This is a genomic window from Bacillus sp. JZ105, from assembly GCF_053903125.1.
Window position 1 is genome coordinate 2,841,520 of sequence record NZ_CP096387.1, and the last position, 24,589, is coordinate 2,866,108.

Sequence of the window (24,589 nt, forward strand, 5' to 3'; positions counted from 1 at the left end):
TCTTACAGTTCTGTTTGTTCTTTGTTTTTTCTTAATACCTTTATGATGCGGTATGTGATCACAGAAAGATAAGTTAGGATGAGAATGATTGTGTACGACACAGGGAAATCGCTCGTCATTCCGTGATAAATGAAATAGATGAGCAGCACTGACAGCATGATGATCTGGAACAGTTCTTTTTTCTCTCCTCTCATAATAGTGATTTGGCCGATTATATCACAAATGAAGTCAATTTTAGTTAGCTATCAGCAAGGAAGCATTTCCTCACTTGCTGATAGCTCTTTTTACCAAATCATTACTTCTTCAGCAATTGTTCGATTTTGTTCTTCGTCTTCGGTCCGTAAATTCCGTCATCAGCTAAGCCGTTCATGAGCTGGAACCGCTTGACCGCATTTGCCGTTTTCGGTCCATAATAGCCGTCAACCCCGTTGTTTTTTGCCCCTTTGTCTGGGTAAAAATAGAGGGATGATAAGGCTTTTTGCACGGCAGTGACTTGAGAGCCTTTTGTTAAGGGCTTGGTGACTTTTAAAATGCCAGATGGCAGATTTGACGATTTCTGTTTGGAAACGGGTGTTTTGTGGCTCAAACTTTCTGCTTGAACTGGTTTTCTTGTACTTTTGCTGCCGGTATGCGTTGTGGCTATTCCAGCTTTAAACTGATCCCACCGTCCGAGAAGTTTCCTTGGACATTCTTTCCCGCTCCAATGTTTATGAGGCACTACATTTGATAAAGGAATTCCGAAATCTCCCATCAGCTTTCGAATGAGCCATTGAGCATTTTCGACTGCTTGTTCAAAATTGCCGTCTGCATTTTCACAAATTTCAATTCCAATTGATTTCATATTGCCGGTGCCTCTGCCATCCCCTGCGTGCCAGCCGTTTTCGTTTAACGGTAAATGCTGATAAATCACCTGATCATCAACGGTGTAATGCCAGCTCACCCCGGTACTTGAACGTGCAACAAATGCTGCATGACTGGCCGCATTAGCGCCTTTTGCACTGTTAGACGTATTATGCACTGTAATATAGAGCGGCTTCATCGTGTTTCCTGGTCTGTTGCGATGTTGTTTTGGAATCAATGCTTGAATGATTTTTACCATGTCGTTTCTCCTTCAAGTATTATTTTGTTAGCCCTCTTTGTTTCAGAGCATCTTTTTGTAATTGGCCTTTGTAGGTCACATAATTGTTTTTAAACCAAGCTATTACCGCTGTGACCATAGTGAAAATTGTAGAACCTGCCACATATAGTGCCTCACCTGCGGTTTGTACTTGCTCCTCACTAATCGGAAGCACCGTCTGTCCAAACATGATAAGCGTTTGATTGATCAGAGCAATAAAAAGAAGCACTGTGCGAATCACCGTGCCTTTGTCGAATGTTTTCATGAGTTTTCCTCCTATTTTAAATTTCGTTCTATTTTGTCGAGTTTGTCGATCACGACGTCATACTTTTCACTAAACTTGGCTAGCACATCATTTTGCGCCTCGATTTGCTCATTGAGTTTGTTTTCTCGTTCCTTTGTTGTGTTTAATACGTAAAACAGCACCCAACAAAACAACACCGCAAACGGTCCTTGTGTCATTAAATATTGAGTCAAATCCATTTCCACTGCACTCACCTACTCTCCCTCACTTTGCGCATCCTTAAAGGAGGCAAAATAAAAACGCCTATTCAGCGTTTGTTGGATATTCTTCTTTTGTTATTTCTTTGTATTGTTTTGGCGTAATCTTCTCGAACCGAACAAATTTTGCTACGTCTTCATTTTCATAACACTTCCATTGATAGAACAATGAAATACTACGGAACCAATCCAATTAAATGACCCCCTTTTGATTCAGCAACATGATAAGTTCTGATATTGTTTTTGATTGTTCTTCTACTCTCTTTTCTGACTCTGCCAGCTGCTGAAGCTGCATTTTGCTGTTTTAATAGATCAATTTCTGATGGTGGCAGCGGTTTTGGCTGTAAACTATCAATGTATTCTTGTGTTGCCGACTCATACCATGCCCTTTTCGCTACATTGTATTTACCTTTGTACAAACCATCTTGAGGTCTTACATCTGTATATCCTTTTGGGATGTCTGCGTCCTCTTCAATTTCTATTTCTTCTCCTGGAAGGTAATTGAATTTTTCGTCGTATTTATATATCCATTTCACTTTCATCCCTCCTGTGCAGCCATGAATTTAAAGCCGAAAGTGATAAATTCATTTGGGTTTGTTGAATTGGAGACACTTTGTATATACACATTACCATCAGTATCAATATGTGTTCTGTGTGTTTGTGGTGTTGAACCAGCACCGATACTAGATGCTACCCCTATAAAATGCATACCCTGTATAGGGCGATAACCACTTGGTAATGTAAAAGCAGGTACCTCAAAACCGATAGTACCCCCTGTAATTGAACCAATTAACTCTACCTCTCCAAATGCATTCTTATAAAATTGCACTTTTTGAGTCCCGTATTCTTTCCATCCGTTTATTATTTTTTTCGGGGACTTCCATTCTATTTGCTCTACGCTGGTTAACAAACGTTCCCATTTTGACCATACACCATTCGCTATTGTCTTACGCCACGTACGGTTTAAGTTGTCAAAGCCAATTGCCTGCCCGTACGTACTTGTGCTATTACAAGTCCAGATCCCCCTTAACGCAGTACCAGGTCCATTGACCGGTGCATTTGCAGACACAAAATGAACTAAACCTCGATACTTTGGTAATATTTCATGGAAATCGTCCGTATTACTGATATAAACCTTCCCCTGTCCATTATTATCAGTAATAGGGAATGTTTGAATAGCATTTAAATCTGTAGATGTGAGCTGCCTTTCCCATTCAGTCCATGTATAGTCAGTCTTCCTAATTCTATAAAAAGAGTTCAGACCATTGACTGCATCATATATAGCTTGCAGCAGAGTATTCCCATAACTGATCACGATCATAAATGCCCTTTTGATTTCTTTTGGACCATTAAGACCAGCATTATAAACGAGATACATTCCTGTTTCTGTCATTTCGTTATAGTCGGTGGTTTCACTTACCCCTTTATAAATAGGCCTACCATTGTTTTGAGTCAATTTATACAGCTGCCCATTGTTCCATTTATCTTTTTCAGCTGCTGTCGGAATCTGAGTCCAAGTGATAGATAAATGGCTAGAATTATAGTAGAAGTAATATGCATTGCCTGATGTATCTATCGCAAAACCTGTTCCAATGTTATTTTGTCCCACTGTCTGTATCCCTCTAATGGCAAATTGTGAAGGGCTATCCTCTATTCCACTGGGCGCATAAAATGTACATGTCCCTTTGTCTTTAATTGAGTCATAAATTTTTGAATCGACCGGAATATTTATAAGATGTACTCCGTCATCACCTGTAATTTTATACAGCTGCGACTCATTCCATTTCTTTTTTTCTACTTCTGAAGAGTGCTGTCTCGAATCATCGATATGATTAGTTAATTGTTCTGATATACCAGTGTCGTTATGAATCAGTATTTTCAACATATCGTTGAATAGATCAGCATGAGCTTTATCACTCGTTTCAAAAGAACGAGGAGTTTTTATATCCAATGTGTTCTCTCCTTTCTACAACTCCATAAATTGTTTCAATGAGATTGAGGATAATTTATGACTTAATGGTTGATTAACCTAAGCCGCCGTAATCACCTTTTTACGGTAAAAAAAATAAAGCCATTAGGCTTCGTATTTGTCTCCTGTTATGTCTTGATAGTCATCTGCCGAGATCCAGCCGATGCTTACATAAAATGCAATGTCCTCTGGGCCGTAACATTGCCAGTCCCAAAATTGTTTGATATCTGCTACAGTTGGAAACATCATTCTAAAGTCCCCCCTGTCTGCATAGCCAATAGCTGCGTTAATTGTTTAGATAATAAAGCATTTTGTTTCTTTAGTAATTCCAAATCATTTGGTGCAGGTTTCGTTTTTAAGCTATCAATATAACTTTGTGAAGCCGTCTCCTTCCACTTACGAGAACGAGGGTCATATTTTGCTATATATGATTCTACTGGCGGTGGTATCTCCGTATAATTTTCAGGAATTACATCATTCTCGTTCACGTTCAGCTCTTCACCTGGCATATAGATAAATTGATCATCATATTTATAAATCCACATATTATTACTATTACCTCCTATAACGTACTAAATTTTATTAAAAACGCAATGAATTCTGTTGGATTTGCTGTGTTAGAAGATAATTGCACACACACTCGTCCATCAGTTGTGATCAATGTTCTATGATATTGCGGTGTTCCAGAAGTTCCAAGGCTAGAGGCCACTCCAACGTAATAAACAGGTTGCTTTGGACGGTATCCTTCAGGTAAAACAAAAACAGGAATCTCCCCTAATGGACCATCTCTAACAGCTCCATTGATTTCAACTTCTCCTAAAGCGTTTTTACTAAACCGAATCGGTAAAGAACTTGTACTATATAGTTTCCATCCATTTATTATTCTAGGTGTGGTCCAAGATACTTCTTGGTCAGCTTCAGTAAGACTACGCCTCCAACCTTGCCAACCTAGATTTAAGTCAAGATAATTTGTAAACATGTTATTTTTATAGTCTATTGCAATAACCCATCCAAACGTACCTCTGTTGTTACTATCAGATGAAGTAAAATGATAAAAACCGCGAGATGCCAGTGCTGAAGGATTGTCTTGTACACCAGCTGGTGAATAGAATGTACCAAATGTTTTTCCTGTTTCAGTTAATTTATCTAATAAATTTTCTGACGCTCCCACAGATACACGTACTCCCCCAGTATCATTTGTGATTTTAATCAGCTGGCTTCCATTCCATTTGTTTAAATCCGATATATTTGGTAGAGGTGTCCACGTAATCGTAGTGTGACCAGAATTGTAGTAAAAACTATAAGCATTCCCTGCTATGTCTACTGCAAAGCCTGCCCCTATGTTATTTTGGCCTACTATTTGCATGCCTCTCAGTGATATATTTGACGATGATGGAGAATCTTCTACTCCAGAAGCTGCGTAAAATGTACATGTTCCTTTATCCTTAATTGCATCAAATATTTTTGAATCTGCTGAGACATTGATAAGCTGCATACCATTATCTGCAGTTATTTTATAGATTTGCGAGTCATTCCATTTTTTCTTTTCTTCTTCAGATGCATGTAAGTTCATATCTTGAGTGTGACTCGTAAGCTGTTCTAACAGTCCATTGTCGTTTTCAAGCAAGGTTTGGACCATTTCATTGAATAAATCAGCATGAGCTTTGTCACTAGTTTCAAATGTTTTCGGTGAATTTATTTCCATTAAAATCCCTCCATTAATAAATATCATCAATCTCAAAAACAAATTCGATGTCGCCGTCTTTTTGTTTGTCTGTCATGGTGCGGATGGCGGTGAATTTGCCGTCTTCGTCGACAAGTGCTAGTTCGTTGATCACTTCTCCTGCCAGTTCTCCCTCAGCGATCGTGCAGGTGTAGCGGATTTTTGCTGGTTCCATGAAAGTAAACGAATCAATATTTTTTTGAACTAGTTCTTTTTTGAGTTTTTGTTCAGTGCCGTCTAGTGAGATCGGTTTTCCATCCTTCGTTCCCCCATTTCCAAAGGCCATTTTGACGACTTTTGTGAGTTTTGTTCCTTCGGCTCTTGCCTTTGCCATTTGTTGACGTGCATACAGTGTTGTTACGGTTAATTGATCAGCCATTGTGATCCTCCTTATAACTCTATTTTTTTAGAAGTTGCTGCTAGCATTTTTGATCCGTCCAGTGGAACAGATCCATCGAGAATCCAGTAATGATCCTTGATCAGTAAGCTTCCACCCTGCTCAGTTTGGACATGTACTGGCAGACGGAACGTCATCTTCTTCTTTGTTTGATGCTGGAGCTGATTTTTTGTGCGTAAAGTCAGTGCCTCTTTTTGCTTCGTTTCATGTACCGCTCCAGTCATGACATAGTTCATGCGATATGCTGTGTCTGACTGATGTTGAAGAGGCATTCTCATATTTAATGAATGGCGAAAACGAACAGGTACATCCCCTCTACCTCGTGTTCCGCTGAGATAAAACGTACCATTTAAGACAAATTCACCATTGAGTAAAATGGGGATATGATCGAAAAAACCCACTCTGCTTCGCAGTGTGAGCCTCCCGTGATGATCATTTTTTTCATGTACATCAGTATGATGAAAAGCCGTAAACGTATAAGCCAAGTGTGCAGGTTTTAACGTTTCAAGTATTTCTACAATATATCTCGTGTTTTGCAGGTCATCCAGGTTCACACGTAAGGTGAAATGATAGCGATTGGTTGTGAGACGGATGACAGCACTTGGATTCTTGAGAAATCGATTCACTGATTTCTCTAATGAAAGGTACGTGATTGGGGGAATATTTGACATCATATTGAGTAAGCGTGCCCTGCGCAGTTCAATTGAATCATCTGATTCCCGCTGCACCTTCAGCATTCTTTCCCATCTATTCAATCCCCATGTCGCTGTTAAAGGAAAGAACTGATCCGTTAAGTCGAAAATAGATTCGTCCAATCCCTCAAATTCCGGTGCCTCTGTCTTGAGCAGGTGATCAACTTCATAAATCTCTGTAAAATATGGCGGCAGGTAGTTTTTCATTTCATCCTGTTTGCTCAATAACCTTCACCTGCCTAAGACGCGGAATCTCAATGTCCTGTAATACTAAGTTTTTCGACTCCCCATTCAATAACACATCTGCATAATCTGACACACTTTCTGAATGGTACAGAATATCATTTAAGGCGGACATTCGAATGGTACTCTTTTCAAATGCAATTGATTTCAACAGCGTCTTGACCTTTTCTTCTATTTCTTTCTGAGCGCCTTCAAGGGTCCAGTCCATTTGAAGTTCGACAGCCACTTCTATGTCGATATCCAGCCATTTGGCGCTTTCAACGGTTGCTTTCGAGCCTATAGGCGCTTGTCCTTCTCCTTCACCTGGCACTGGGTCGATATATTCCTGTACCCTTTTGACAAGAAGGTCTGATGCAACATCTAGATTGCCATCTGTGATGACAATTTTGACTGTCCCTTCTCCGTTCCAAAGCGGGAACACTTTCGCTCTGCCAACACCGGGCACTTCCTCAGCCCATTTTTTATAATGCGCCCTGTTGGCACTGACAGCCTCCCGCCTCGCACGTATTAAATATCGATCATATAGAGAAGCGTCATCTTCCTCCTCTTGACCTGGTATCACCAGTTCTTTCATCTTAATCGATTCAAGTCCTGGAATTGTATCAAGTGACAGCAGCGGCTGATCTGTTAATTGAACATTGCCGGCTTTACCAGGTGTCTCGCATTCTAGCGTACCATCCTTCGAATACTGGAAATAAACGTCTTCAATAAAAAAACGTGAGCCAGCTGGAATGTTGATATTGTTTGGCTGAATGACCGCTGACCAAACCGCTTTAGTGGCTGGTTTTCTTTCGATCCCTACTTCAGCAGCCCGCCGATCTAGAAACTCTCCTTGTGCTGTGTCTGCAAAGACCAGCTCAAACACTTGGTCAAGCCAAATATAAGACTGGGCCAGTTCAGCGGCAGCAGGTGCCAAGGCATTCCAAATGACGCTGTTTTCTCTTTTATCTATATCATCTGGCAGTCTGTCCAGCATTCTTTCCATTAATGCTTCGTACGTCTGTTCCTCAAACATCGCCCTCCATCACCTCCTCTATTTCTAATGTGCCCTCATCTGTGACAATCGCTAGTTTGACATGAAACGAGTCATTTTGTTTTGTGACCTCTAACTCTTCAATATGATCAATCCGTTCGTCAACGAGCAGTGCTTCCTCTAGCAGCCTTGGAATCTCCATTTCTTTGTATTCATCTGTAGCTTCTGTATCCGTCAACAGCTCCTGAATTTCAGTGCCAATGTCGTGGCTGTAGATAGGATGTGCATACCTCTCTGTCCTAAGTGTCATATAAATAAATTGCCGGATTGCCTCAATACCTGAAATGGTTTCGCCTGTCAGTCTGCCACTTTCAAAATCTATTCGATACGTCGTCGAGGTTTCGACCTCTTCGTCTTCTTCTATTTCCTCGATTTCTTCTTCTGGTGAAAGTGCCACGTTCATCACCTCCCTTACAATTTGTCGATGATGTAAAAGGACTGCCCTCCTGCCATTGCAAGCACCATAATACTATCTCCCCTTTTCAGCTCATCATCCTCACCCTTATTTAAGCGCTTCGGCCAAATCAGTAATTCTTCTGGAATGATCAGCTTATGATTTTCATTTAATCGGATGCCGAGAGGCGAAACTGCCGTGACTTCTCCGATGACAAGATCAATTGGCGCTTCTGCGTCTACTGCATTCACTGCTAATCGTTTAATCGCTTCACTTAATCTCACGCTTGATCACCCTTTGGCATGGAATTTTTCTCAACAACATCAATGGTCATGGTGTGTTTCACCCCACTGAATTCATGTTTGTCTTGATCGATCCAGTAAGTTTTTTTTACGTTGATTTCAGGAATTTTTAAATAGATTGGGAGACCGCTTTGCAGCTCAGGAATTCCTAGGGCTTGTATACTTTTGACTTCTTGTTTGACGCCTTTTTTCTCTGCCAGCCGTACTTTGGCTCTTTTTTGCAATTGCGGCTTGTTAATTTGCCCAGTGACTGTCTCAACATGCTGTAAAATACCGTATTTATTCTGACCGGCTTTATCCTGTTCAATCACCACAATCTCGGATTTACTGCCTTTTTTCTTATTCTTCCCCTGTTCATCAGCAGACGTACGCATTTTGACACGAGTGGCTGTCTCTTCGATCGAGGTGCTGTATTGATAGCTGATGAGATTGACGCCTGATTCAATGACCCAGACGTCCTCTGGATCAGGCCAGGCTCTCAGCCCCATCTTGCCTTTAGCAGAATAAATTTGATAGTTTCTTCCTGTTTGCCGCTTCGTTTCTTTCAAAGCTTTCAATATCATGTCATACAGGCTCGTATCATTTTTAAACACTAGTGATTTTATGACATGTCCTGTATTGGCGATGGAGGTCATTGGAATTTGAAAGTCAGCTCCAATCCGCCTTAAGATTTGATCTGCTCTTTGATTTGAAAAAACATAGACATCTTGGTTTTTCACCAAATATTGAAGCATATCGTATGCGGTAAAGGTCAGCTTTCCTTCAACCGGCGTCCGGGAAAAAACGATACCCCTGAACAGCTCTTTCCCTCTCCATTTAAAAAGAACCGTGTCCCCTTCTGAGACACGGTAATATGTTTGACTGCCTTGCTTTGTGATAATATTTGCCTGAATAGAGCGAGGGGCTTGATACCTTTGCCCCTGAAGTGTCACACTCTCTGTGACAAGCTCATACATGGTGCCGCTTCTGATGGCAAAAAGCTCAATCAATGCCAGCCCCCCTATTGTGGTATTTTTAACCTTTGTCCTGGGAAAATCCAATGCCCCGGCTGCTTAATATTGCGTCTGCTACGTTTAATCATCGCTAATTTATTAGCATTCCAAATACGCCGCCATTTTGTACTGTCGCCATAAAACCTGCCAGAAATGGCCCATAGTGTATCCCCTTTTTTGACGGTGTACATTTTTGGTGGTGTTTTTGAAGGCCGTTTCTTTTTCGTTTGTTTTGCTTTTTTCTTACGTTTGATTTTCCTAGGGGATGCGGTTTTATATTCCTTTAACTCGATCGTAAATTCACGATCCCCAATATCATATGATCCTTCCTTGTGTGTGAAGCTTTCAATGCTGCACGTCATATTGATTTTTGTTCCAGTTACAATTAACCGCACGGATTTCTTTGAACGCATCATTCGTTCAATTTTCGCAATCGCATTCTCTGGTGATGGAATGCTTTTATATTCAGCAATCGGCGAATATTTCTTAGGAAATAATGAGGTGAAAGATACTTGTTTCGCCGATGGTACGTCAATAAAAGTCAGTTCACCAAAAGATGCGACCTTTACTGTTTCATTTTGTACGTTGTTTGTGATTTCGAGTTCAGATGGAAGGACAGGGAATCGCAACTTGTCCTTTCCTTGGGAAATCCACAATTGATACACTGATTTACCCATCAATTACGACCCCCTTCGTTCCTGTATGAAGCTCTACTTCTAGTTCATCTACAAGCATTTGTTTAATTTTTTCGACTAGCGATTGCTGATCTTGTCCATTATGGAAGTGCTGATCTCCATTAAATTGAATCGTGATTTGTTTATTACCTGGCGATGTTGTACTGCCATTAGACTGAGCTGAGGTAACTTGCTGCATCTGTGCTTCTGGTAAAGGAGCAGATGCATTTGATGGATCATATACTTGCATCCCAAGTGCCTTGGCTGCCTGCGTCAATAAATACCTTCCGCGAATACCTCTTTCTTCAGGAATAATCCATTCGCGCTTGTTTCCTTCACCGACTCTAGCCACTTGCTCTTGAGTAATCAATCCGCCATTTGCGTAGCCTTTATAAGGGCCGCCTCTTCTCATACTTCGTAAACCCGGCGTATTGAAGACTGTTCCATATCTTCCCTTAATGTAGTTAATGGCTGCTACGGCATTATGAATTGGGTTCCAAATGTCATTCATGCCCTTTCCTTTATTGGAATTAAAAGTCGGTCCAATGGTTTGCATTAAGCCTTTAGAAGGTGTTCCCTTTTTGGCGTTGGAATCCCATAAGTTGATTGCTCTCGGATTTCCATTTGATTCATGCTGTGCGATGGTCATCAGACCTGGAAGCCAGTTCATAGATGTGCCAGTTGCCATCAGAGCTGCCATCAGCCATTGCTTAACACTAAGACCTGAAGCCCCCATCCCGCTGAAGGCACCAATTAATGAACCAGCCTGATTTTCAGCAAATTTTTTCACATCAACTGAGTCAAGCCCTTTGACGACACCGATCGATGCAAACTTCCCAAGACTCATCATGACGCGTGAAGGTGAATGAATGTCTAATTCCTCTCTAAACGCCTGCTCTACTTTCTTTGCCATTTCTTTGGCCGCTTGCGTCACTTCGCTTCCTTTGGAACGCATGCCGCTGTTAAAGGCGTCAATCATTCCTGAGCCCCAGCCTGGTGATTCTTGTTTCGCTTGCAGGAATGGTTGTTTGATGTGCTGGTCTACGTATTGGCTCGTGCCAATTGATGTGGCATTTTGGCCTGCTGCAAAACCACTCACCGTTCCAGAACCCCAAGTTGGTGATGCTGTCATCACTTGTTGGTATGGTGCTTTTACACGACTTTGCAAGAAGCTGGCTGTTCCTGTTGGTGTCATCTGCTGACCGTTTGCAAAGGAAGAAACCGTTTGCTGACCATACTTTCCTGAGTCTGATGTCAATTGACCAAAAGGCTGCTGAATATTCTTTTGTTTCCATTGATCAAGAGAGATGACTTTACGGTTTAATCCTTGTTCAAAATCCTCATTAAATCGCTCGCCGATGCCAGAGGCTTGAATGTTCGCATTCAATGAGACAGATCCGCCTCCGCTCATTGAACCTACAGAAGATGATGGAGTTGTAGGTGCTGGGGAGCTTGACACTGGATTTCCTGCCGCTCCGCTCGGTACAACAGACATTCCAAGTTGAGAAGCAGCCTGTGCAAGAAGCATCTTTCCGCGCCCTCGGTTATTTTGAGTTGGAATGACAAATTCGTTACCTGCTTCACCGACCCATGATAAGGTTGGCTGGGTGATATAGCCGCCTGTGGCTTTTTTATCAGGGGTTCCAAAGACATGTTTCAATACAAAATCAACTCCACCGCCAGCCTTATCAAAAATCTTTTTGACCCAGCCAAACGCTTTAGAAAACCCATCACCAATAGCTTCTGCTACTTTTACAATTGGCTTTTGAATGTTTTCCTCAAACCATTTGGATAATCCATCCCATATATCTGTCACAACTTTATACGCTTCTTCAAACTTTTTACCGAAACTGTCTTTAATGGTTCCTACCGTATCTACAAGTGGATTCCACACATTTTCCATAAACCATGTCGATACAACTCCAAAGATTGATTGTATCTTTTTCCATGCATTTGATAATGCTGTCCAAATTCCTGTAGCGACTGTAACAACTGTGCTGCTTAGCGGCGTCCAGACGTTCTCGATAAACCAGCCTGCTACTGCACTGAATGTTTCTTGGATCCACGTCCAGGCATTGACTAGACTTGACCAGATGGTCGTGGCTACCGTAACGACTGTACCGCTTAACGGTGTCCAGACGTTTTCGATAAACCACCCTGCTACTGTACTGAATGTTTCTTGAATCCATGTCCACGCATTGACTAGGCTTGACCAGATGGTCGTGGCTACCGTAACGACTGTACCGCTTAACGGTGTCCAGACGTTTTCGATAAACCACCCTGCTACTGTACTGAATGTTTCTTGAATCCATGTCCACGCATTGACTAGATTTGACCAGATGGATGATGCTACTGTGACAACCTTACTGCTTAATGGTGTCCAGACATTTTCTGTGAACCAAGTCGCAACTGTTGACCAAACTTCAACAATTTGGTCTTTGATTTCAATGGCTTTTTGGCCAATCTTTTCAAATCCGCCGCCATCAAACCATTTTCCGATCGTTTCACCGATAGATTCGCCGCCCATACTTCCAGCAATGCCGCCTACTAGACCACCGATGGCTGTACCTACTCCTGGCACTACGCTTCCCATAGCTGCACCTGCTGCTGCACCTGCCATCCCGCCAGCAATACCGCCTCCAGTCGTACCGATCTTTTCACCAGCATTCTCTTTTTTCATACCGATTAAATTTGTTGCGCTAAGTAAACCACCTAGAATAGGTACTTTCTTTAATAATTTACCACTCCCTTTACCGATATTTTTCACCGCATCTCCTAGTCCACTTAACCCCTTGCCACCTTTCATTAGACCCGTAAGTCCGCCAATTGAAGCTGCGATACCCGCACCTTTCTTTAGACCACTAGGGATTTTTCCAAATAATTTACCTGCATTTGATTTCAGTTTCCCTAATTTACTTGGAGGCCTTCTATTCATTTCGGTTCTTGATGTGGCATTTGGATTTGATCGTCTCGGTGAACGGCCATTTTTCGCTTTAATAGATCCTCGGCTGCTTATACCTCTTGCACAACAAGGGCAACAACTACTGCGAAACAAACCTTTTCCACCTCGCGGCTTAGGCTGCGTTTTAGGAGCCGAATTAGATGGTGTTGATGTTGGTGATGTTGTCGGTGATGCCGGAGTGGTATTGTTATTTTCACTTGATTGATCACTTGTACCAAAGAGACGATCTAATCCAGTCTTCACCAATTGATCTAGTTTTTTTTCAGGATTAAATTTAATCTTCTCTTTAATTCTTCCGATCACATCTTGTTTGTACTCTTCCATTTTATTTTCAACCCAAGGAAGTGCTTTTTCATCCCAAAACTTTCTAGGACTCAATTTTTCCTTTACTTTGTCTGCAACGTCACCTGCATATTTTTGAATTTCATTTAATCCTTTATTGGCAAAGTTTTGGAGCCAACTCTGTTTAGGTTCATCCGTTTTAACTGATGGACTAGCAGCCTCAGGCTCTTTTTTTATGGTTTTTTCTTTCACAACAGACTCTGCCTGATCTCGTTTTTTCAATTTACTTTTTGCATTGTCTTGCACAGACACTCTGATTTCGTGTTTGGACATCGTCAAGCTTTTGAGTGTCTTTTTGATTCGTTGAATTGCAGCGGTGGCTTGGTCAACCATGTTTAATCTCATATAGTACGTTCTGTTGATGAGCTGAAGGATTGATTTTTTGATCGAAGACATTTTCCCTGACAATTGATCGTTCAGTTTAAACGTCAGCATAATGGGACTTGTCCCCATTCGTTTCAAACGATCTATGCTGAATTTAATGACATCCAGTCCCTTCGTTTGAAATGATATGACCAGATGATTTGGAATCATATTTAACTGATTGTTCAATGCTTTTAGATCCCGATAGATTCCTTGATCCAGCCTCATAGAAAATACTGAAACTTTCCGCAATGATAAAGTGAGGTTTCTTAATTTCTTTTCATCCATTTCCAGACTTATTTTCACTGGTTTTCTAAATGGTTTGAGCTGCTTCTCAAACGTTTGAAATCGTTTTTGAATGCGTAATAACTTCTTCGACACCCGGTCTTCTAATTCAAATCGTGCTGTAAGTTTCGCCAATTATTGACCTCCTTTCTTTGCTTCTTTTTCTAGCATGTCTAGCTTGTAGCTGATGAGTCCGAAAAGGAATGCTTTGAACGGTCTTGGTGATTCGTATAATTCCAGGAGTTCAGATGGGGAGTAGTGAAGCTCGTGCATTGCGTAATATAAAAACACCGTTTCTTTATCCCCATCTTTTATTAGTTTTTTGCTGCTTCTTCTAAATCTTCAATTTCATCTTCGAATCCGTTGATTTCGATCGCTTTGTTTAACCAGTTCGCATATTCACCGCCGACAGACAGGACACGTTTTGCTACTTCAACTGGATCTTGTGTGCTGTAGGCTTCTCTTAATTCCTTTGAGCGGAAATCTGGATAAATCGTCGATTCAATCGCAATACGTGCGTAGAAGCGCTGGCTGTCTAAGTCTTTCACACGTCCTCTGCCTTTGACATTTTTGAAGGTTGTGTTTTCTTTTTCCAATTCATCAATACGTTCAGTTGTAATAGCTTTAAAGACAAAAGGAATGACATTTCCTTTTTTATCAACAAAACGCTTAGAAATCGGTACTTTGACTTCTTCCGCTTCTACTGTTTGTCCTGGCATAAAAAATGAAAGATCAAATGTTTGTTTTTCACTCATGTTTAAAAACTCCCTTTGTTATGTTTTTTTGAATGCAAAAAAGCACATCCATTTTTGAATGTGCTTTCCAATCTTTTCATGTATCATTTAAATTGTACAATTGAACGGCTTGCTCAAGGGCGTCTGGCTCATCCCCGATAGGAAGGGGGTGATGCATATGTCAACATTTGAAGCGATTTCCTTTATGCTTTTATTCGGGATGTTTATCTTTACTTTGTTGACGTATATAGACAAAAAATAGACTCCCCCTTGAGCTGTGGAAGGTTAAAGGGAAGTCTACCTAAAGAACTATTCGTTAAGCCAGCCCCTTGAAGGGCCTCATTGTACATTGCCGGGATGTTAGAGCATCCTGGCTTCTTTTTATTTTATGCAAATTGCTTTGCATGTAAACATATTTTAATGAATCGAATACAAGACGTTACCAGACGAAATGAAGACGGCTTCAAGACGGCTGTATTACAACTGCATTATAGCATATTCAGTTTTTATTTTGCTAATTAATAGCTGATTTTCTCCACTTTTCTTAGAAAGTATTCTTTAACTTCTCAGGAAGATCAAAGTCTTCAAACGTGAAAGGAACTTCTTCTTCAAGCGCCTCTGAATCAACATCTAATCCAGCGATTTTAGCAGAATCAAAGTTGACATCAAATAACGTCACACGCTCTGTGCCACGGCCTGATGATTTATCGTCAATGACAGCTTGAAGAGTGAAATATGGATCTTCTCCTTTTTTCACGTAATTGAGCATCAATTGAACGAAACGCGACGTCACTTTATAGAAGGTTGCTGTTCCTGTTCCGTTTGCTCCCGTTGTTTTATGGCCAGTCATTCGGCGGCCCATGACGTTCACTTCTGACTTGTTTTTCTCCACGTTTGCTTCGAAGGTTTTGATAAATGCAAGCTCCTCACCTTCTAAGAAAAGACGACCTTCTTTACCTGAAATTGTATTTTGTGCTTTAAAAGCCATCTTACTTCACCTCCACATTGAAATAGAATTTTTCTGCTGCATCTACTGGTTGAACCGCTAAATCGATGATAAATCCATCACGATCTTCATTGAGCCCGATTACGATATCTGTTTCTGAATTAAAGCCTGTAATACCGCTGCCATCTTGAAGCTGTGTGAGATACTGAGTAATCAGTGTTTTCACAAGCTGCACTCCATCATCTGATGCTGGAATGTCATTGCCATTGGCTTTGCGTAATTTAATCAGATTTTTTAATTCGAATGTTAAATCATTGTTGATCGCATCAAGCACACGAATGATTTTGTTTTTCGCCATTTGCTGGTTCTTTTCAGCTGTGAAGCTTGTCAAGGAGTTAATATCTTTTTCAACACTCACCGTGCGATCTCGCGCATCAAAGGTGAAAAGGAACTCCCCTTGTGATAATCGGTATTCTACTTGATCATTGTCAAGGCGTTCTAATGTATCGACCGCTCCTTCGTATTCAACAAAAGTCAGTGACTGATTGAAATTTGCTCCGGCACTTGCACCTGCGACCCATGCTGTTGTTTGTGCAGGTGTTAGTTCGGTTCCATCTTCGAGTACAACACCGCTTGTCACATTGATGATTCCTTCTTGGTCAGCTGCATAATTCGCCACAACCCCTTGCACCTTACGTCCTTGCTTATCACGTAAACGCTCGATAAATGAAGCGAAGGTTGCTTTTAATTGCTCACTATTATCGACTGGAAGGGCAATAACATCGAAGTATTCTGTTTCTGCTGCTTCTAGGAATGCTGTATAATCTGCAACACTTGCCACGCCGTTTTTCCCGCCGCTTAGTGCCACACCAGCTGTGATGACAGCTTCACCTTCACCAGAAAATTGAACATATTTGTTTTTCACAAGGTCTTTGACATCAGTGACAACCTGTTTATCCACAATGTCTGTTCCAAGATAAGTGATCACATCGCGTTTTGCGCTATCAAGTACATTTTCTGCGACTTGTACTGTAATTTCATTTCCTTTTTGGCCGCCATAATTTGCTGTGACGACAAAATTTTCAGCAATTTCGGCTTTGGCCGGCTCTCCTTCATTGAGGCGGTAAAGCAAGACCGTTTGCGCTTTTTTCTTTGCTTCACGGAAAAGAAGAAGTGACTTATCATCAATGTTGAGTCCAACCTTTTTATTTAAATCTTCCATATTTGAAACGGAAATAAAGGTTTTTGGTTCTCCCCAGCTCATCACAAGAGGAAGTGCCACCGTACCACGATCGCCTAAAGTAATTCGCTGCTCTGCTGTTGTTTTAAAATTAAAGTAAATGCCAGGACGCTTTTTCTCTGTACCTGGTGTAAAAGTGCCTCCGTTCATCCTTTAAACCTCCTTGGACAAAAAAGCATCAATGTGCTTTTTCGCTTCTGTTTTTGTAATTGGTTGATGTTTGATATAAAAAAGAGCACCTTCAAGGATTTCTGGTTTGACCCCAAAAAGATCCTTACTATGCTCCTTTAAGGCTTCAAATGAAAAGCCAAATTCTTTTTCTTCGCCGGCTGTTTGAGCGGGCTGTGCAAGTTTAGTCTTGCTCACGTTTGATCACCCCATCTGAAAAGTTGATATCTTCAAGGCTTGCCTGTTTGTCACGGTTGTACCAATAGCTGCTATCCCACGTCAGGACAATCGCTGCTACGCCTTGATCTATCATTCTTGTTTCCACTCTCTTTATGCGGACATAATCATCAAGCACCTCTCCGTCTTTACTCATCATCTGAATGATTTGACGATCAGCAAGCAATGCATCAACGATTGTTTCTGCCGCATCATGTGCTTTTTCTGTATCAATATGAAAGACTTTCACTTGCAGCGAATAAGATTTCATAAAGGTAGAGACCGTATCTGGACCACTGATTACTGTCACAGGCGGCACATAAACGGATGGCACTTGAAAGCGTTCTGGCAAAAGACGATCATACATTGTCACAGGAAAGTGTGTGTAGATATAATGCATGATTGCCCCGACTTCTTGATTCATTCCATCACCTCCCAAAGTGTCGATCGAACCAGCTTTGCAGCTTTCGACCCAGCGGCTGTTCGAACATTTGCTCATAAAGCATGACAGCATGATCCCAGTAGCCATTGCCATCAATCCATTGAGAGGCAAGCATCATTCCTGTACTTGCATTCGGATCATATTCAAAGCGGCTGCCAGTCCATCTGCCAGGCACCCATCTTCGCTCTCCACTTGAAGAAGTGGCATGTCCGTCATTGACATAGGAGGCATATTCAAGCTGCGTTCCCACTTCAAGTGTGAGACCGCCTTTTGAAATGAGAAAATGATTCTCCTTGCCGCCTTGTGTAAAAGATCGAAGAAGCCGGCCTGTATCAACAGCATTCTCCTTGATTATTTCATCCTGAATGATGTCTAAAAACTGCAGGCCCATGTCCTCCAGCCAATCTTGATATTCTGCCTTTAAGCCGCCATCACCCGCTGTCTGCAGCTGTGAAATCAGCCGGTCAAGCCCATCAATTTTCATAGATTTTCCTTCCTGACTGCTATCACTTCGATGTGATGATTTTTCACTTTTTTAGGCTGCTGTAATTTGAGTGACACGCCATTCCACACCATTTTGTCATGCAAGCGAATATCACTTGCTAAAGGAAAATGGACAAGATAGGATTGATAAATGACTGTATTCGGCTCTTCTTGCACAAGTGACTGGTTCTTTTCTATGACATAACAAGCTAGATCGGTCAGGCTGGGAACATCGGGATAGGAAAGTGTCATTTGTAAATCATCAGCTGGAATTCCAAATTTCCCGCGGGCGGAATCCTGCTGTTCAAGGTGAAAAAGATCACAGCGGTCTGTTAATAGAGATTGATAGCTCATAATGATCTCACCTTTAGGTTGGCACTGCCGCCAGTCAATGTTGGTTCAATGTAATCTACAAGCAGGGCATATACATAGGGTCTGCCTTTGACTTGATCAGCTGCCTTCGCATATGAATAATCGCCCATTTTCTCTGACGTAAAGCCTTTCATCATAGATTCATCATCATTCAGCATGGCAAAATATTGAGCCATTTTTAATAATGCGATTCTTGCTTTTTCAGGGAGGGGCTGATATTTTTCGCTTGAGAAATCGTGACCTACGATCTGAAATACCGCAGCTTCTGCTTCGATAATATCTGCTGTCAGTCTTTCTACAGATCGATTTTTCACACGATCAAAGACAGAATAGGCTTGCAGTTCTTCAGCAGAAATGATCATGGCCTGCCGTCACCTACTCTTTCACTTTCATCACTTTTGCTACAGCATCCTCTTCCTCAAATTTGCTGTCTAGCTTCGCTGTGAGGACAATAATAAATTTACGGCTGCGAATATCTTTTTCTACTTCAATTCGAATATTACGAGAGAAACCTACGATAATATTTTTAGGGTGTGTCAGCAAAATATCTGATACGTCTGTTCCCGCTTCGTCATATGGCTGCATATTGGCAAGACCTTTGACCGGCACACCAAATGCAGAAGAAAGTCCGCCTTGAATGGCCGCATCTCCAAGGCCTGTCTGACGGTTTGCTACTTGATCCTTCCATTCAACTTCTAAGCTTGGGGATGTGTAGAAACGGAAATCCTGAGGTACACGTAAATATTTTGATGGCATCGCTTTATAAGCCTGCTTAAACATTTGGCGGCTGATTTCCGCTCCATTAGCATCTACGATATGAGAGACCGCTTGTTTTCTCACGCCATCCATTTGAGCTAAAAATGGATCTGCTGAAGTTGTATCACCATTGACGATGAGCTCTTCAATGTCAACGGCTGCTCGTTCAGCGAGCATTTGCATAATTGTCTGCTGAATTCCGTCTTTCTCAATATTATTTTCAATACTGTCATAGGTCATATGGATCTCTGCGATGACCTCTTTCGCATTTAGCTGGACAGTGCTTGTCGCTGGGACAACACGGTCTTTCGCATCAAGCGCTTTGCCTTCTTCTGCTGGGCGCAAAATACGCTGGCCAAAGCCGATTTTTTCGATTTTTTGTGAATCACTTTCCATTGGAATGATACGTGCATCATTTAAAACGGTGGGTGTATTTTGCATCATTCTAATGAATGTGTTGGATTGGGTTGCGTTCATGAGACCGCCGGTTTTTAAGCTGGCAAGTGTCATTTCGGCCTTGCGAATCAACTCTTGATTTCTCACACTGTTTCCTCCTTATTTAGGCTTATAGTAAGCCATCCCATATGGGCTTTGTACTGTCGTTTTGTGTATCGTGGATTGTTTGTTTTGACATGCCGCGCGCTTTTTCAAGCATGTGAATCCGCTCTGAAATAGGCAAAAGCTGCTGCTGAAGCACTTGTTCAAGCGCTGCTTTTTCTCTGCTGGCTGATTTCTCTAAGGAAGAAAGCTGATGACGAATTGGTGCAACGACTTGCTCAAGCACCTTTTGGACAGGTTCTTCCTCTGTTTGATCTGTTTCCTGCTGTTCTGCCTGCTGTAAGACGTGTTCAATGGCCATTTTTGCTTTTTCAAGCTCTTGTACTTGCTCCGTCGTCAAAGCGGCATCTTGTTTTTGTACGGAGGCTGGCCTTTCACCAATCGTTTGAAGCACATCTTCTGTCTTCAAAATGTCCTGCACGATTGGCAGCAATTGCTCAAGCGCTGATCTTACACCCGCCTCATCACCATCATTTGACTGTAAGGCTTCCAGCAGATGGTCTATAACGCTCCAAAATTGTTGTGACATGTTTGCACCTTCCTCTTTCAAAAAGAAATTTTTCAGCAAAGAAAAAAGCCCTCTCTCATTTGTGCTTTGAGATAGGAGCTGATCTTGTTCTTCTATTGCTACGATGTCCGCCGTTCCAGCCATTGAATAGCCTGTAATGTGGCCTTTCTGAATTTGATCCCAAATCTCTTGGGAAGCCTTTGTTACAAGTACCCAAGATCCTTTTCGAATCAGCTCACCGCCTACCTCAAAATCAGCGGGGGCAATGTACGATTCAACAACCTCGCCCACACCATGTTGAAAATCATGCTGCTTGTCAATGTGGCGGGCATCCTTCATAAAACCATGTGCCGCTCTTTCAATTTCTTTTGCAGACATAAAGTCTTGGTGTGCATCAGGTGTATTCGGTTCATACACGACACCATACACAAGACGATGAGCATCTTCTGCCTTTGTCAGCACACTAACCTCCTTTTGAAAGTCAGGCTGGCTTTTCTTTGCCTTCATCAAAAAGAATTTCTTTTTGTTTGCGGCTCTGTCCACATAGGAAACATGCGTAATTTTTGCGTTTTTTAATTCTCTTGGCATATGTTCACCCCCTTTCAAAAAAGCGCATGCGCTTCGGTTTATTTCTTCAGCTGATTGGCCTCTCGTTGAGGCTCTTGTTCGGCTGATGTCATGCGGCTTTCTAAAGGTCTGTGATAGAGATCCTCCGGCCATTCTTCTAACGTTTTCCCAAGGATACGTCCTGCTAGATCTCGCAAATCGTTTGGTGACACTGCCCCAGCCTGAATAAACGGTGTCAGAACCTTGGCAATCTCTAATGGATCTCTAAAGTCAGGACCATTTAATAGGAAACGAACATGCCAAATATCAAGATCCGGCAGGAAAAGTGTATTGAGTTTTCCTGTGATGAGATGCCGTTCAGGCTGAAATACCTGTTCTTCTGTTGTTTTTCGCGCCGTATCGGCTGTCGCTTTGTTATAGTCTTGAGACTCACCTGTGTAAATAGGCGGCAGGCGAAAAGCAGAGCGGATTTTGTTTCTTGTTTTTTCATCGTATTCTAAAAAGAGTGCATCTTCTTGCAAGATCTCTGCTAGGGATTTGAAGTTCACTTTGACATTTGAGACATCTTCTTCTCCAGTTAATCCTTTTTCCGTCGGGAGACCTTCGACTTCAAGCAATAGAAACTTATGTGCATGATCAGAGCCTTCAATATCGTCCATATAATCCTGAAGCTGCTGATAGGAAGACTCAGACAGCATTCCATTTTCGACAATGATGGCTCCAGGTACATGCCGCCCTTGTTTAAAATAAAGGTAGTTCAGCTCTTCTGCCTTGCGTGCCCCATACATATTGACAATGTTACCAATCCAGCGGGGAACTCCATACGTTCCACTGCCGATTTTAAAATGAATCACTTCTGTTGCGCGCAGCGGCTCTGGGGTGGTGTCATCGTATTTGCCTGTTTCACAATGTAAAATGCGCGGATCACCATATTCCTTGAAGAAGACTTTCTTTTCATTGATCACCTGCACATATTTACGGAATCGTTTCTTTCGATTCATTGTTTTCAATTCGCCGTTTTCTGTATACCGGAATTCAACGTCAACTGGCTCACTAAGCTTGCAAATACGGATATGGAGCGCATCTAAATACTCGATTCCTGCCGGCTTTCCCTGACCATCTCGGAGAACCTCTAAAAAACCATTCCCCGTTTTCTCCCGGTCTTCGATGACATAGCCAAGCACCACATCAGCAGACTCATCATAGTTCATGTATTTCGTAAACTCTTCAAGTCTTGTCCATTCCTTCTCTGTTGCTTTCTTTTTTGCCGGTTTCACACCTTCTGCATTAAAGTCAAAGGCATATTCTACACCAAAACCAAAGCCTAAAATATTGGTCTTATACGCATCAATACATTGCTGAAGAATGGTTGAATATTCTGCCATGCTTTTTAATTCATTGATATTGTAAGGCGGGGGAACAATGTCATCCTTTTCGTAGGAAAATTCATCTGCATACATTTGTTTTGTATGATCAGACATGTTTGCCTTCATAATGGTTGCTTTCAATTGTTTCATTGTATGGACCTCCTCTCTCTGTTTGGACGGACACGCTCTGAGGCGGTCTGCTTCAAATCTGTCACTTCATAATCATCCAGCGCATACCAGATGGCTGATAAAGTGTGCGGATCGATTTGAAATTCATCTTCCTCTAGACGTCCATCCTTATCTGCCTTATAGGTTAGTGATTGAAGTTCATAGATGGTATATGGACAAGCATCAGAACAAATAATTTTCTTAAACCGTTTGATTTTTTTTGTATACTGCAAACGTGAGCCTTGGAACTTATGTGCCGCTACCATTTGAAAGCCGCGCTGCCGAAAATAGTGAATGGTTTTAGGTTCGGCGGCGTCGGCTTTAATCAGTTCCTTTGATTCAATGAACTCTTTCAAGTCAAGAGCTGTTTCATCATCTGTTTTCCCGCGGTCGTAATATTCCCAATAAATATATAAGTACTTTTTTTCATGATCGACAGCTAACCGAATGAGCGCATTGTATGATTCAACAAATCCAAAATCCATGCCTGCTCGTTTCAGCGGTCTGTCAATCTGCTGAATGGCTTCTAATACATCAGAATGGCTTCTCACCTCAAATTGAGGAAAAACCTTTGTGCCATTAATGCCGAAATACCCCTTCCTCGCAATACGATAGAGATCTGGGTCATACTCTTTCAGCTCATCCAGCTGCTTCACGTAGCTTTTAGGAAGGAATAGGTTATCTTCCGCCGTGGAGTGATGGTAATACGTATCCTTGATAACAACGGTTCGCTTTTTGTATAAGGTTTCGTCATCTAAAACAAATCGCTTGAGCTGTTCATCTCGAAAAAAATGTCTGTACGTCCAATTATCCTGACCAACGGGATTCGTCGATAACATCATATAAAGCGGTAAGGATGGATGCCTCAGCCTTCCAAGCAGCTCTTTAAAGCCTTCATAAGAAACCTCTGAACATTCCTCAATCCAAATGATCGAGATGTTGTTGATCGATTTCAATTTTTCAGGCTTGTCCAGTCCTTTAAATAAGATGCTGCTGCCGTTTCGAAACGTTAGTGCAAGCGGCGAACTTCGGCACTTTACCACGTGGTCGATACCGAGGTCGCTGACGATTTCTTGTAATAAAGAAAAGGTTGATTCGCGGTGCGTATCATACACTTCTCGAATGACAAGTGCTGTCCGTTTTTCTTCCAGCAGCTTTAAGACGAGCTTTAAAGCAATGTGATAGCTTTTGGAGGAGCCATAGCCTCCTACTAAAAATTGAAACTTTTGATTCCAATCGAATAGAAAGTGTTCAAAGTGAGGATTGACTTCTTTTTCAATCAATGGCGTCATGAGTCGTCCTCTTTTCGCTTGATCATGATTTGAAGATCTTCCTCTTTTTCTTCACGCACTGCTTTTTTCGTTTTTTCGATCGTCAGTTCAATTTGCTTCAGCCTTAATCTTCGTTCATCCTTCGCATGTGCGAGCTCTTCAAACTGTTTTATTAGACGCCTGAGTTCACCCATTGCACGGGATTGTGCATTTAAAAACGTCGCATGCCGATCCCATGAAAATTGAAACGAATATTCTTCTGAGGTGATGTCTAGTTCTGGCTGACTGCCTTCGCCTGTTTCTTCTAATGAAGAAGGCATGTATGCCGCCTTTTTCAGCTCTTTAATCATGTCCTCTTGATCTGCTACATACATGATTCGCTGCGCCCGAATAATGGCTGCATATTGAATTTGAATTTGGTCCCAGATTAAATCAAGCGATGTGCGTCCATCCATTTTCTCCATGATTTCAATCGTTTCATCTGAAAGGAATTGATTGAAAATCGAGTGTGCTTGCTTTGACGAAGTTTTTTGTCTTTGCCATCCGTATCGCCTTTTCCACGATTTGACGGTATGGATCGAGACATTGTAATGATCAGCAATTTGCTGGTACGTCATCCCCTTCATATAATCCTGCTTGGCCTCTATCCGTTTATCTTTCATTTACATTCACCTGCCGCCTCCTTTTAATTCGAATGATTCCCACCGAAGGAATCATTTGTGTAGGGCTAGCAAACATTCGTTTGGTCTTTCTAACTATAGGTGGCAACTGTAAGACAAGCTTTAACTGATTTATTTTTGAATA

The 24,589-nt window shown here is 41.7% G+C and carries 32 protein-coding genes; 1 reads left to right on the plus strand and 31 read right to left on the minus strand.

Annotated features, from left to right (window positions below):
* Positions 1-295: 295 nt before the first annotated feature.
* From M1D81_RS14655 to M1D81_RS14745, 19 genes are all read right to left on the minus strand, one after another.
* A complete protein-coding gene (locus M1D81_RS14655) occupies positions 296-1,099 on the minus strand; it encodes a peptidoglycan recognition protein family protein (RefSeq protein WP_087978564.1) in 804 nt (267 codons plus the stop codon).
* Between the two features lie 19 nt (positions 1,100-1,118).
* Positions 1,119-1,382, minus strand: a complete 264-nt coding sequence (locus tag M1D81_RS14660) for a phage holin (protein WP_034624525.1) — start codon at positions 1,380-1,382, stop codon at positions 1,119-1,121.
* Between the two features lie 11 nt (positions 1,383-1,393).
* Entirely contained in the window at positions 1,394-1,606 is a 213-nt protein-coding gene (locus M1D81_RS14665) for a BhlA/UviB family holin-like peptide (RefSeq protein WP_008344062.1), read from the minus strand.
* Positions 1,607-1,664: 58 nt separating this feature from the next.
* Positions 1,665-1,811, minus strand: coding sequence for an XkdX family protein (locus M1D81_RS14670; RefSeq protein WP_075621941.1), 147 nt, complete (start codon positions 1,809-1,811; stop codon positions 1,665-1,667).
* Positions 1,795-2,154: a hypothetical protein gene (locus M1D81_RS14675; RefSeq protein ID WP_456266524.1), complete on the minus strand. Its 360-nt coding sequence runs from the start codon at positions 2,152-2,154 to the stop codon at positions 1,795-1,797. Before M1D81_RS14675 ends, M1D81_RS14670 begins: the two co-directional genes overlap by 17 nt.
* Positions 2,155-2,156: 2 nt before the next feature.
* A complete protein-coding gene (locus M1D81_RS14680) occupies positions 2,157-3,569 on the minus strand; it encodes a pyocin knob domain-containing protein (RefSeq protein ID WP_456266523.1) in 1,413 nt (470 codons plus the stop codon).
* A gap of 123 nt (positions 3,570-3,692) precedes the next feature.
* A complete protein-coding gene (locus M1D81_RS14685; protein WP_034624530.1) occupies positions 3,693-3,836 on the minus strand; it encodes an XkdX family protein in 144 nt (47 codons plus the stop codon).
* Positions 3,833-4,132: a hypothetical protein gene (locus M1D81_RS14690; RefSeq protein ID WP_456266522.1), complete on the minus strand. Its 300-nt coding sequence runs from the start codon at positions 4,130-4,132 to the stop codon at positions 3,833-3,835. The genes M1D81_RS14685 and M1D81_RS14690 overlap by 4 nt, the downstream gene beginning before the upstream one ends.
* A gap of 17 nt (positions 4,133-4,149) precedes the next feature.
* Positions 4,150-5,292, minus strand: coding sequence for a hypothetical protein (locus tag M1D81_RS14695; RefSeq protein ID WP_087978560.1), 1,143 nt, complete (start codon positions 5,290-5,292; stop codon positions 4,150-4,152).
* Between the two features lie 13 nt (positions 5,293-5,305).
* On the minus strand, positions 5,306-5,689 hold the full coding sequence (locus tag M1D81_RS14700; protein WP_024423249.1) for a phage tail-collar fiber domain-containing protein: 384 nt from the start codon (positions 5,687-5,689) through the stop codon (positions 5,306-5,308).
* An 11-nt stretch (positions 5,690-5,700) separates the two neighbouring features.
* Entirely contained in the window at positions 5,701-6,624 is a 924-nt protein-coding gene (locus M1D81_RS14705) for a YmfQ family protein (protein ID WP_456266521.1), read from the minus strand.
* Complete coding sequence (locus M1D81_RS14710; protein ID WP_025094224.1) at positions 6,608-7,657, minus strand: baseplate J/gp47 family protein; 1,050 nt, start codon at positions 7,655-7,657, stop codon at positions 6,608-6,610. Before M1D81_RS14710 ends, M1D81_RS14705 begins: the two co-directional genes overlap by 17 nt.
* A complete protein-coding gene (locus tag M1D81_RS14715; RefSeq protein ID WP_456266520.1) occupies positions 7,650-8,072 on the minus strand; it encodes a DUF2634 domain-containing protein in 423 nt (140 codons plus the stop codon). The genes M1D81_RS14710 and M1D81_RS14715 overlap by 8 nt, the downstream gene beginning before the upstream one ends.
* A gap of 14 nt (positions 8,073-8,086) precedes the next feature.
* Positions 8,087-8,353, minus strand: a complete 267-nt coding sequence (locus M1D81_RS14720) for a DUF2577 family protein (protein ID WP_456266519.1) — start codon at positions 8,351-8,353, stop codon at positions 8,087-8,089.
* Positions 8,350-9,360 carry an XkdQ/YqbQ family protein gene (locus tag M1D81_RS14725; protein WP_456266518.1) on the minus strand — a complete coding sequence of 337 codons (1,011 nt, stop codon included), beginning with the start codon at positions 9,358-9,360 and terminating at the stop codon, positions 8,350-8,352. Before M1D81_RS14725 ends, M1D81_RS14720 begins: the two co-directional genes overlap by 4 nt.
* Positions 9,361-9,371: 11 nt before the next feature.
* On the minus strand, positions 9,372-10,040 hold the full coding sequence (locus tag M1D81_RS14730) for a LysM peptidoglycan-binding domain-containing protein (RefSeq protein ID WP_034282467.1): 669 nt from the start codon (positions 10,038-10,040) through the stop codon (positions 9,372-9,374).
* Positions 10,033-14,124, minus strand: coding sequence for a transglycosylase SLT domain-containing protein (locus M1D81_RS14735; protein WP_456266517.1), 4,092 nt, complete (start codon positions 14,122-14,124; stop codon positions 10,033-10,035). Before M1D81_RS14735 ends, M1D81_RS14730 begins: the two co-directional genes overlap by 8 nt.
* Positions 14,125-14,262: a hypothetical protein gene (locus M1D81_RS14740; protein WP_456267106.1), complete on the minus strand. Its 138-nt coding sequence runs from the start codon at positions 14,260-14,262 to the stop codon at positions 14,125-14,127.
* Between the two features lie 41 nt (positions 14,263-14,303).
* Positions 14,304-14,744 (minus strand): phage tail assembly chaperone, encoded by a 441-nt coding sequence (locus tag M1D81_RS14745; protein WP_012011040.1) that lies wholly within the window; start codon positions 14,742-14,744, stop codon positions 14,304-14,306.
* Positions 14,745-14,928: 184 nt separating this feature from the next.
* On the opposite strand from M1D81_RS14745, the gene M1D81_RS14750 reads away from it, so the two are divergent.
* On the plus strand, positions 14,929-14,985 hold the full coding sequence (locus tag M1D81_RS14750) for a putative holin-like toxin (protein WP_350223447.1): 57 nt from the start codon (positions 14,929-14,931) through the stop codon (positions 14,983-14,985).
* 282 nt (positions 14,986-15,267) lie between these two features.
* Here M1D81_RS14750 and M1D81_RS14755 read toward each other — a convergent pair whose 3' ends face one another.
* From M1D81_RS14755 to terS, 12 genes are read right to left on the minus strand one after another with little or no spacing between them, the layout of a single operon-like run.
* Entirely contained in the window at positions 15,268-15,711 is a 444-nt protein-coding gene (locus M1D81_RS14755; RefSeq protein WP_024423257.1) for a phage tail tube protein, read from the minus strand.
* Position 15,712: 1 nt separating this feature from the next.
* Positions 15,713-17,059: a phage tail sheath family protein gene (locus M1D81_RS14760; RefSeq protein WP_044332541.1), complete on the minus strand. Its 1,347-nt coding sequence runs from the start codon at positions 17,057-17,059 to the stop codon at positions 15,713-15,715.
* Between the two features lie 3 nt (positions 17,060-17,062).
* The gene (locus tag M1D81_RS14765) at positions 17,063-17,275 is read right to left on the minus strand and encodes a hypothetical protein (protein WP_456266515.1); all 213 of its coding nucleotides are present in this window, start codon (positions 17,273-17,275) and stop codon (positions 17,063-17,065) included.
* A complete protein-coding gene (locus M1D81_RS14770) occupies positions 17,262-17,717 on the minus strand; it encodes a phage tail terminator family protein (RefSeq protein WP_456266514.1) in 456 nt (151 codons plus the stop codon). Before M1D81_RS14770 ends, M1D81_RS14765 begins: the two co-directional genes overlap by 14 nt.
* Before the next feature lie 4 nt (positions 17,718-17,721).
* Positions 17,722-18,219, minus strand: a complete 498-nt coding sequence (locus M1D81_RS14775; protein ID WP_456266513.1) for an HK97 gp10 family phage protein — start codon at positions 18,217-18,219, stop codon at positions 17,722-17,724.
* Complete coding sequence (locus M1D81_RS14780; protein WP_456266512.1) at positions 18,216-18,572, minus strand: YqbH/XkdH family protein; 357 nt, start codon at positions 18,570-18,572, stop codon at positions 18,216-18,218. The genes M1D81_RS14775 and M1D81_RS14780 overlap by 4 nt, the downstream gene beginning before the upstream one ends.
* Positions 18,569-18,952, minus strand: a complete 384-nt coding sequence (gene yqbG / locus M1D81_RS14785) for a protein YqbG (RefSeq protein WP_456266511.1) — start codon at positions 18,950-18,952, stop codon at positions 18,569-18,571. The genes M1D81_RS14780 and yqbG overlap by 4 nt, the downstream gene beginning before the upstream one ends.
* Before the next feature lie 13 nt (positions 18,953-18,965).
* A complete protein-coding gene (locus M1D81_RS14790) occupies positions 18,966-19,889 on the minus strand; it encodes a phage major capsid protein (protein WP_024425904.1) in 924 nt (307 codons plus the stop codon).
* A gap of 22 nt (positions 19,890-19,911) precedes the next feature.
* Positions 19,912-21,000 (minus strand): XkdF-like putative serine protease domain-containing protein, encoded by a 1,089-nt coding sequence (locus M1D81_RS14795; protein WP_024423263.1) that lies wholly within the window; start codon positions 20,998-21,000, stop codon positions 19,912-19,914.
* Between the two features lie 38 nt (positions 21,001-21,038).
* Positions 21,039-22,496: a phage portal protein gene (locus M1D81_RS14800; RefSeq protein WP_456266510.1), complete on the minus strand. Its 1,458-nt coding sequence runs from the start codon at positions 22,494-22,496 to the stop codon at positions 21,039-21,041.
* Positions 22,493-23,794, minus strand: a complete 1,302-nt coding sequence (locus M1D81_RS14805) for a PBSX family phage terminase large subunit (protein ID WP_162253746.1) — start codon at positions 23,792-23,794, stop codon at positions 22,493-22,495. Before M1D81_RS14805 ends, M1D81_RS14800 begins: the two co-directional genes overlap by 4 nt.
* Positions 23,795-23,802: 8 nt before the next feature.
* Entirely contained in the window at positions 23,803-24,447 is a 645-nt protein-coding gene (terS, locus tag M1D81_RS14810; protein ID WP_456266509.1) for a phage terminase small subunit, read from the minus strand.
* Positions 24,448-24,589: the final 142 nt, after the last annotated feature.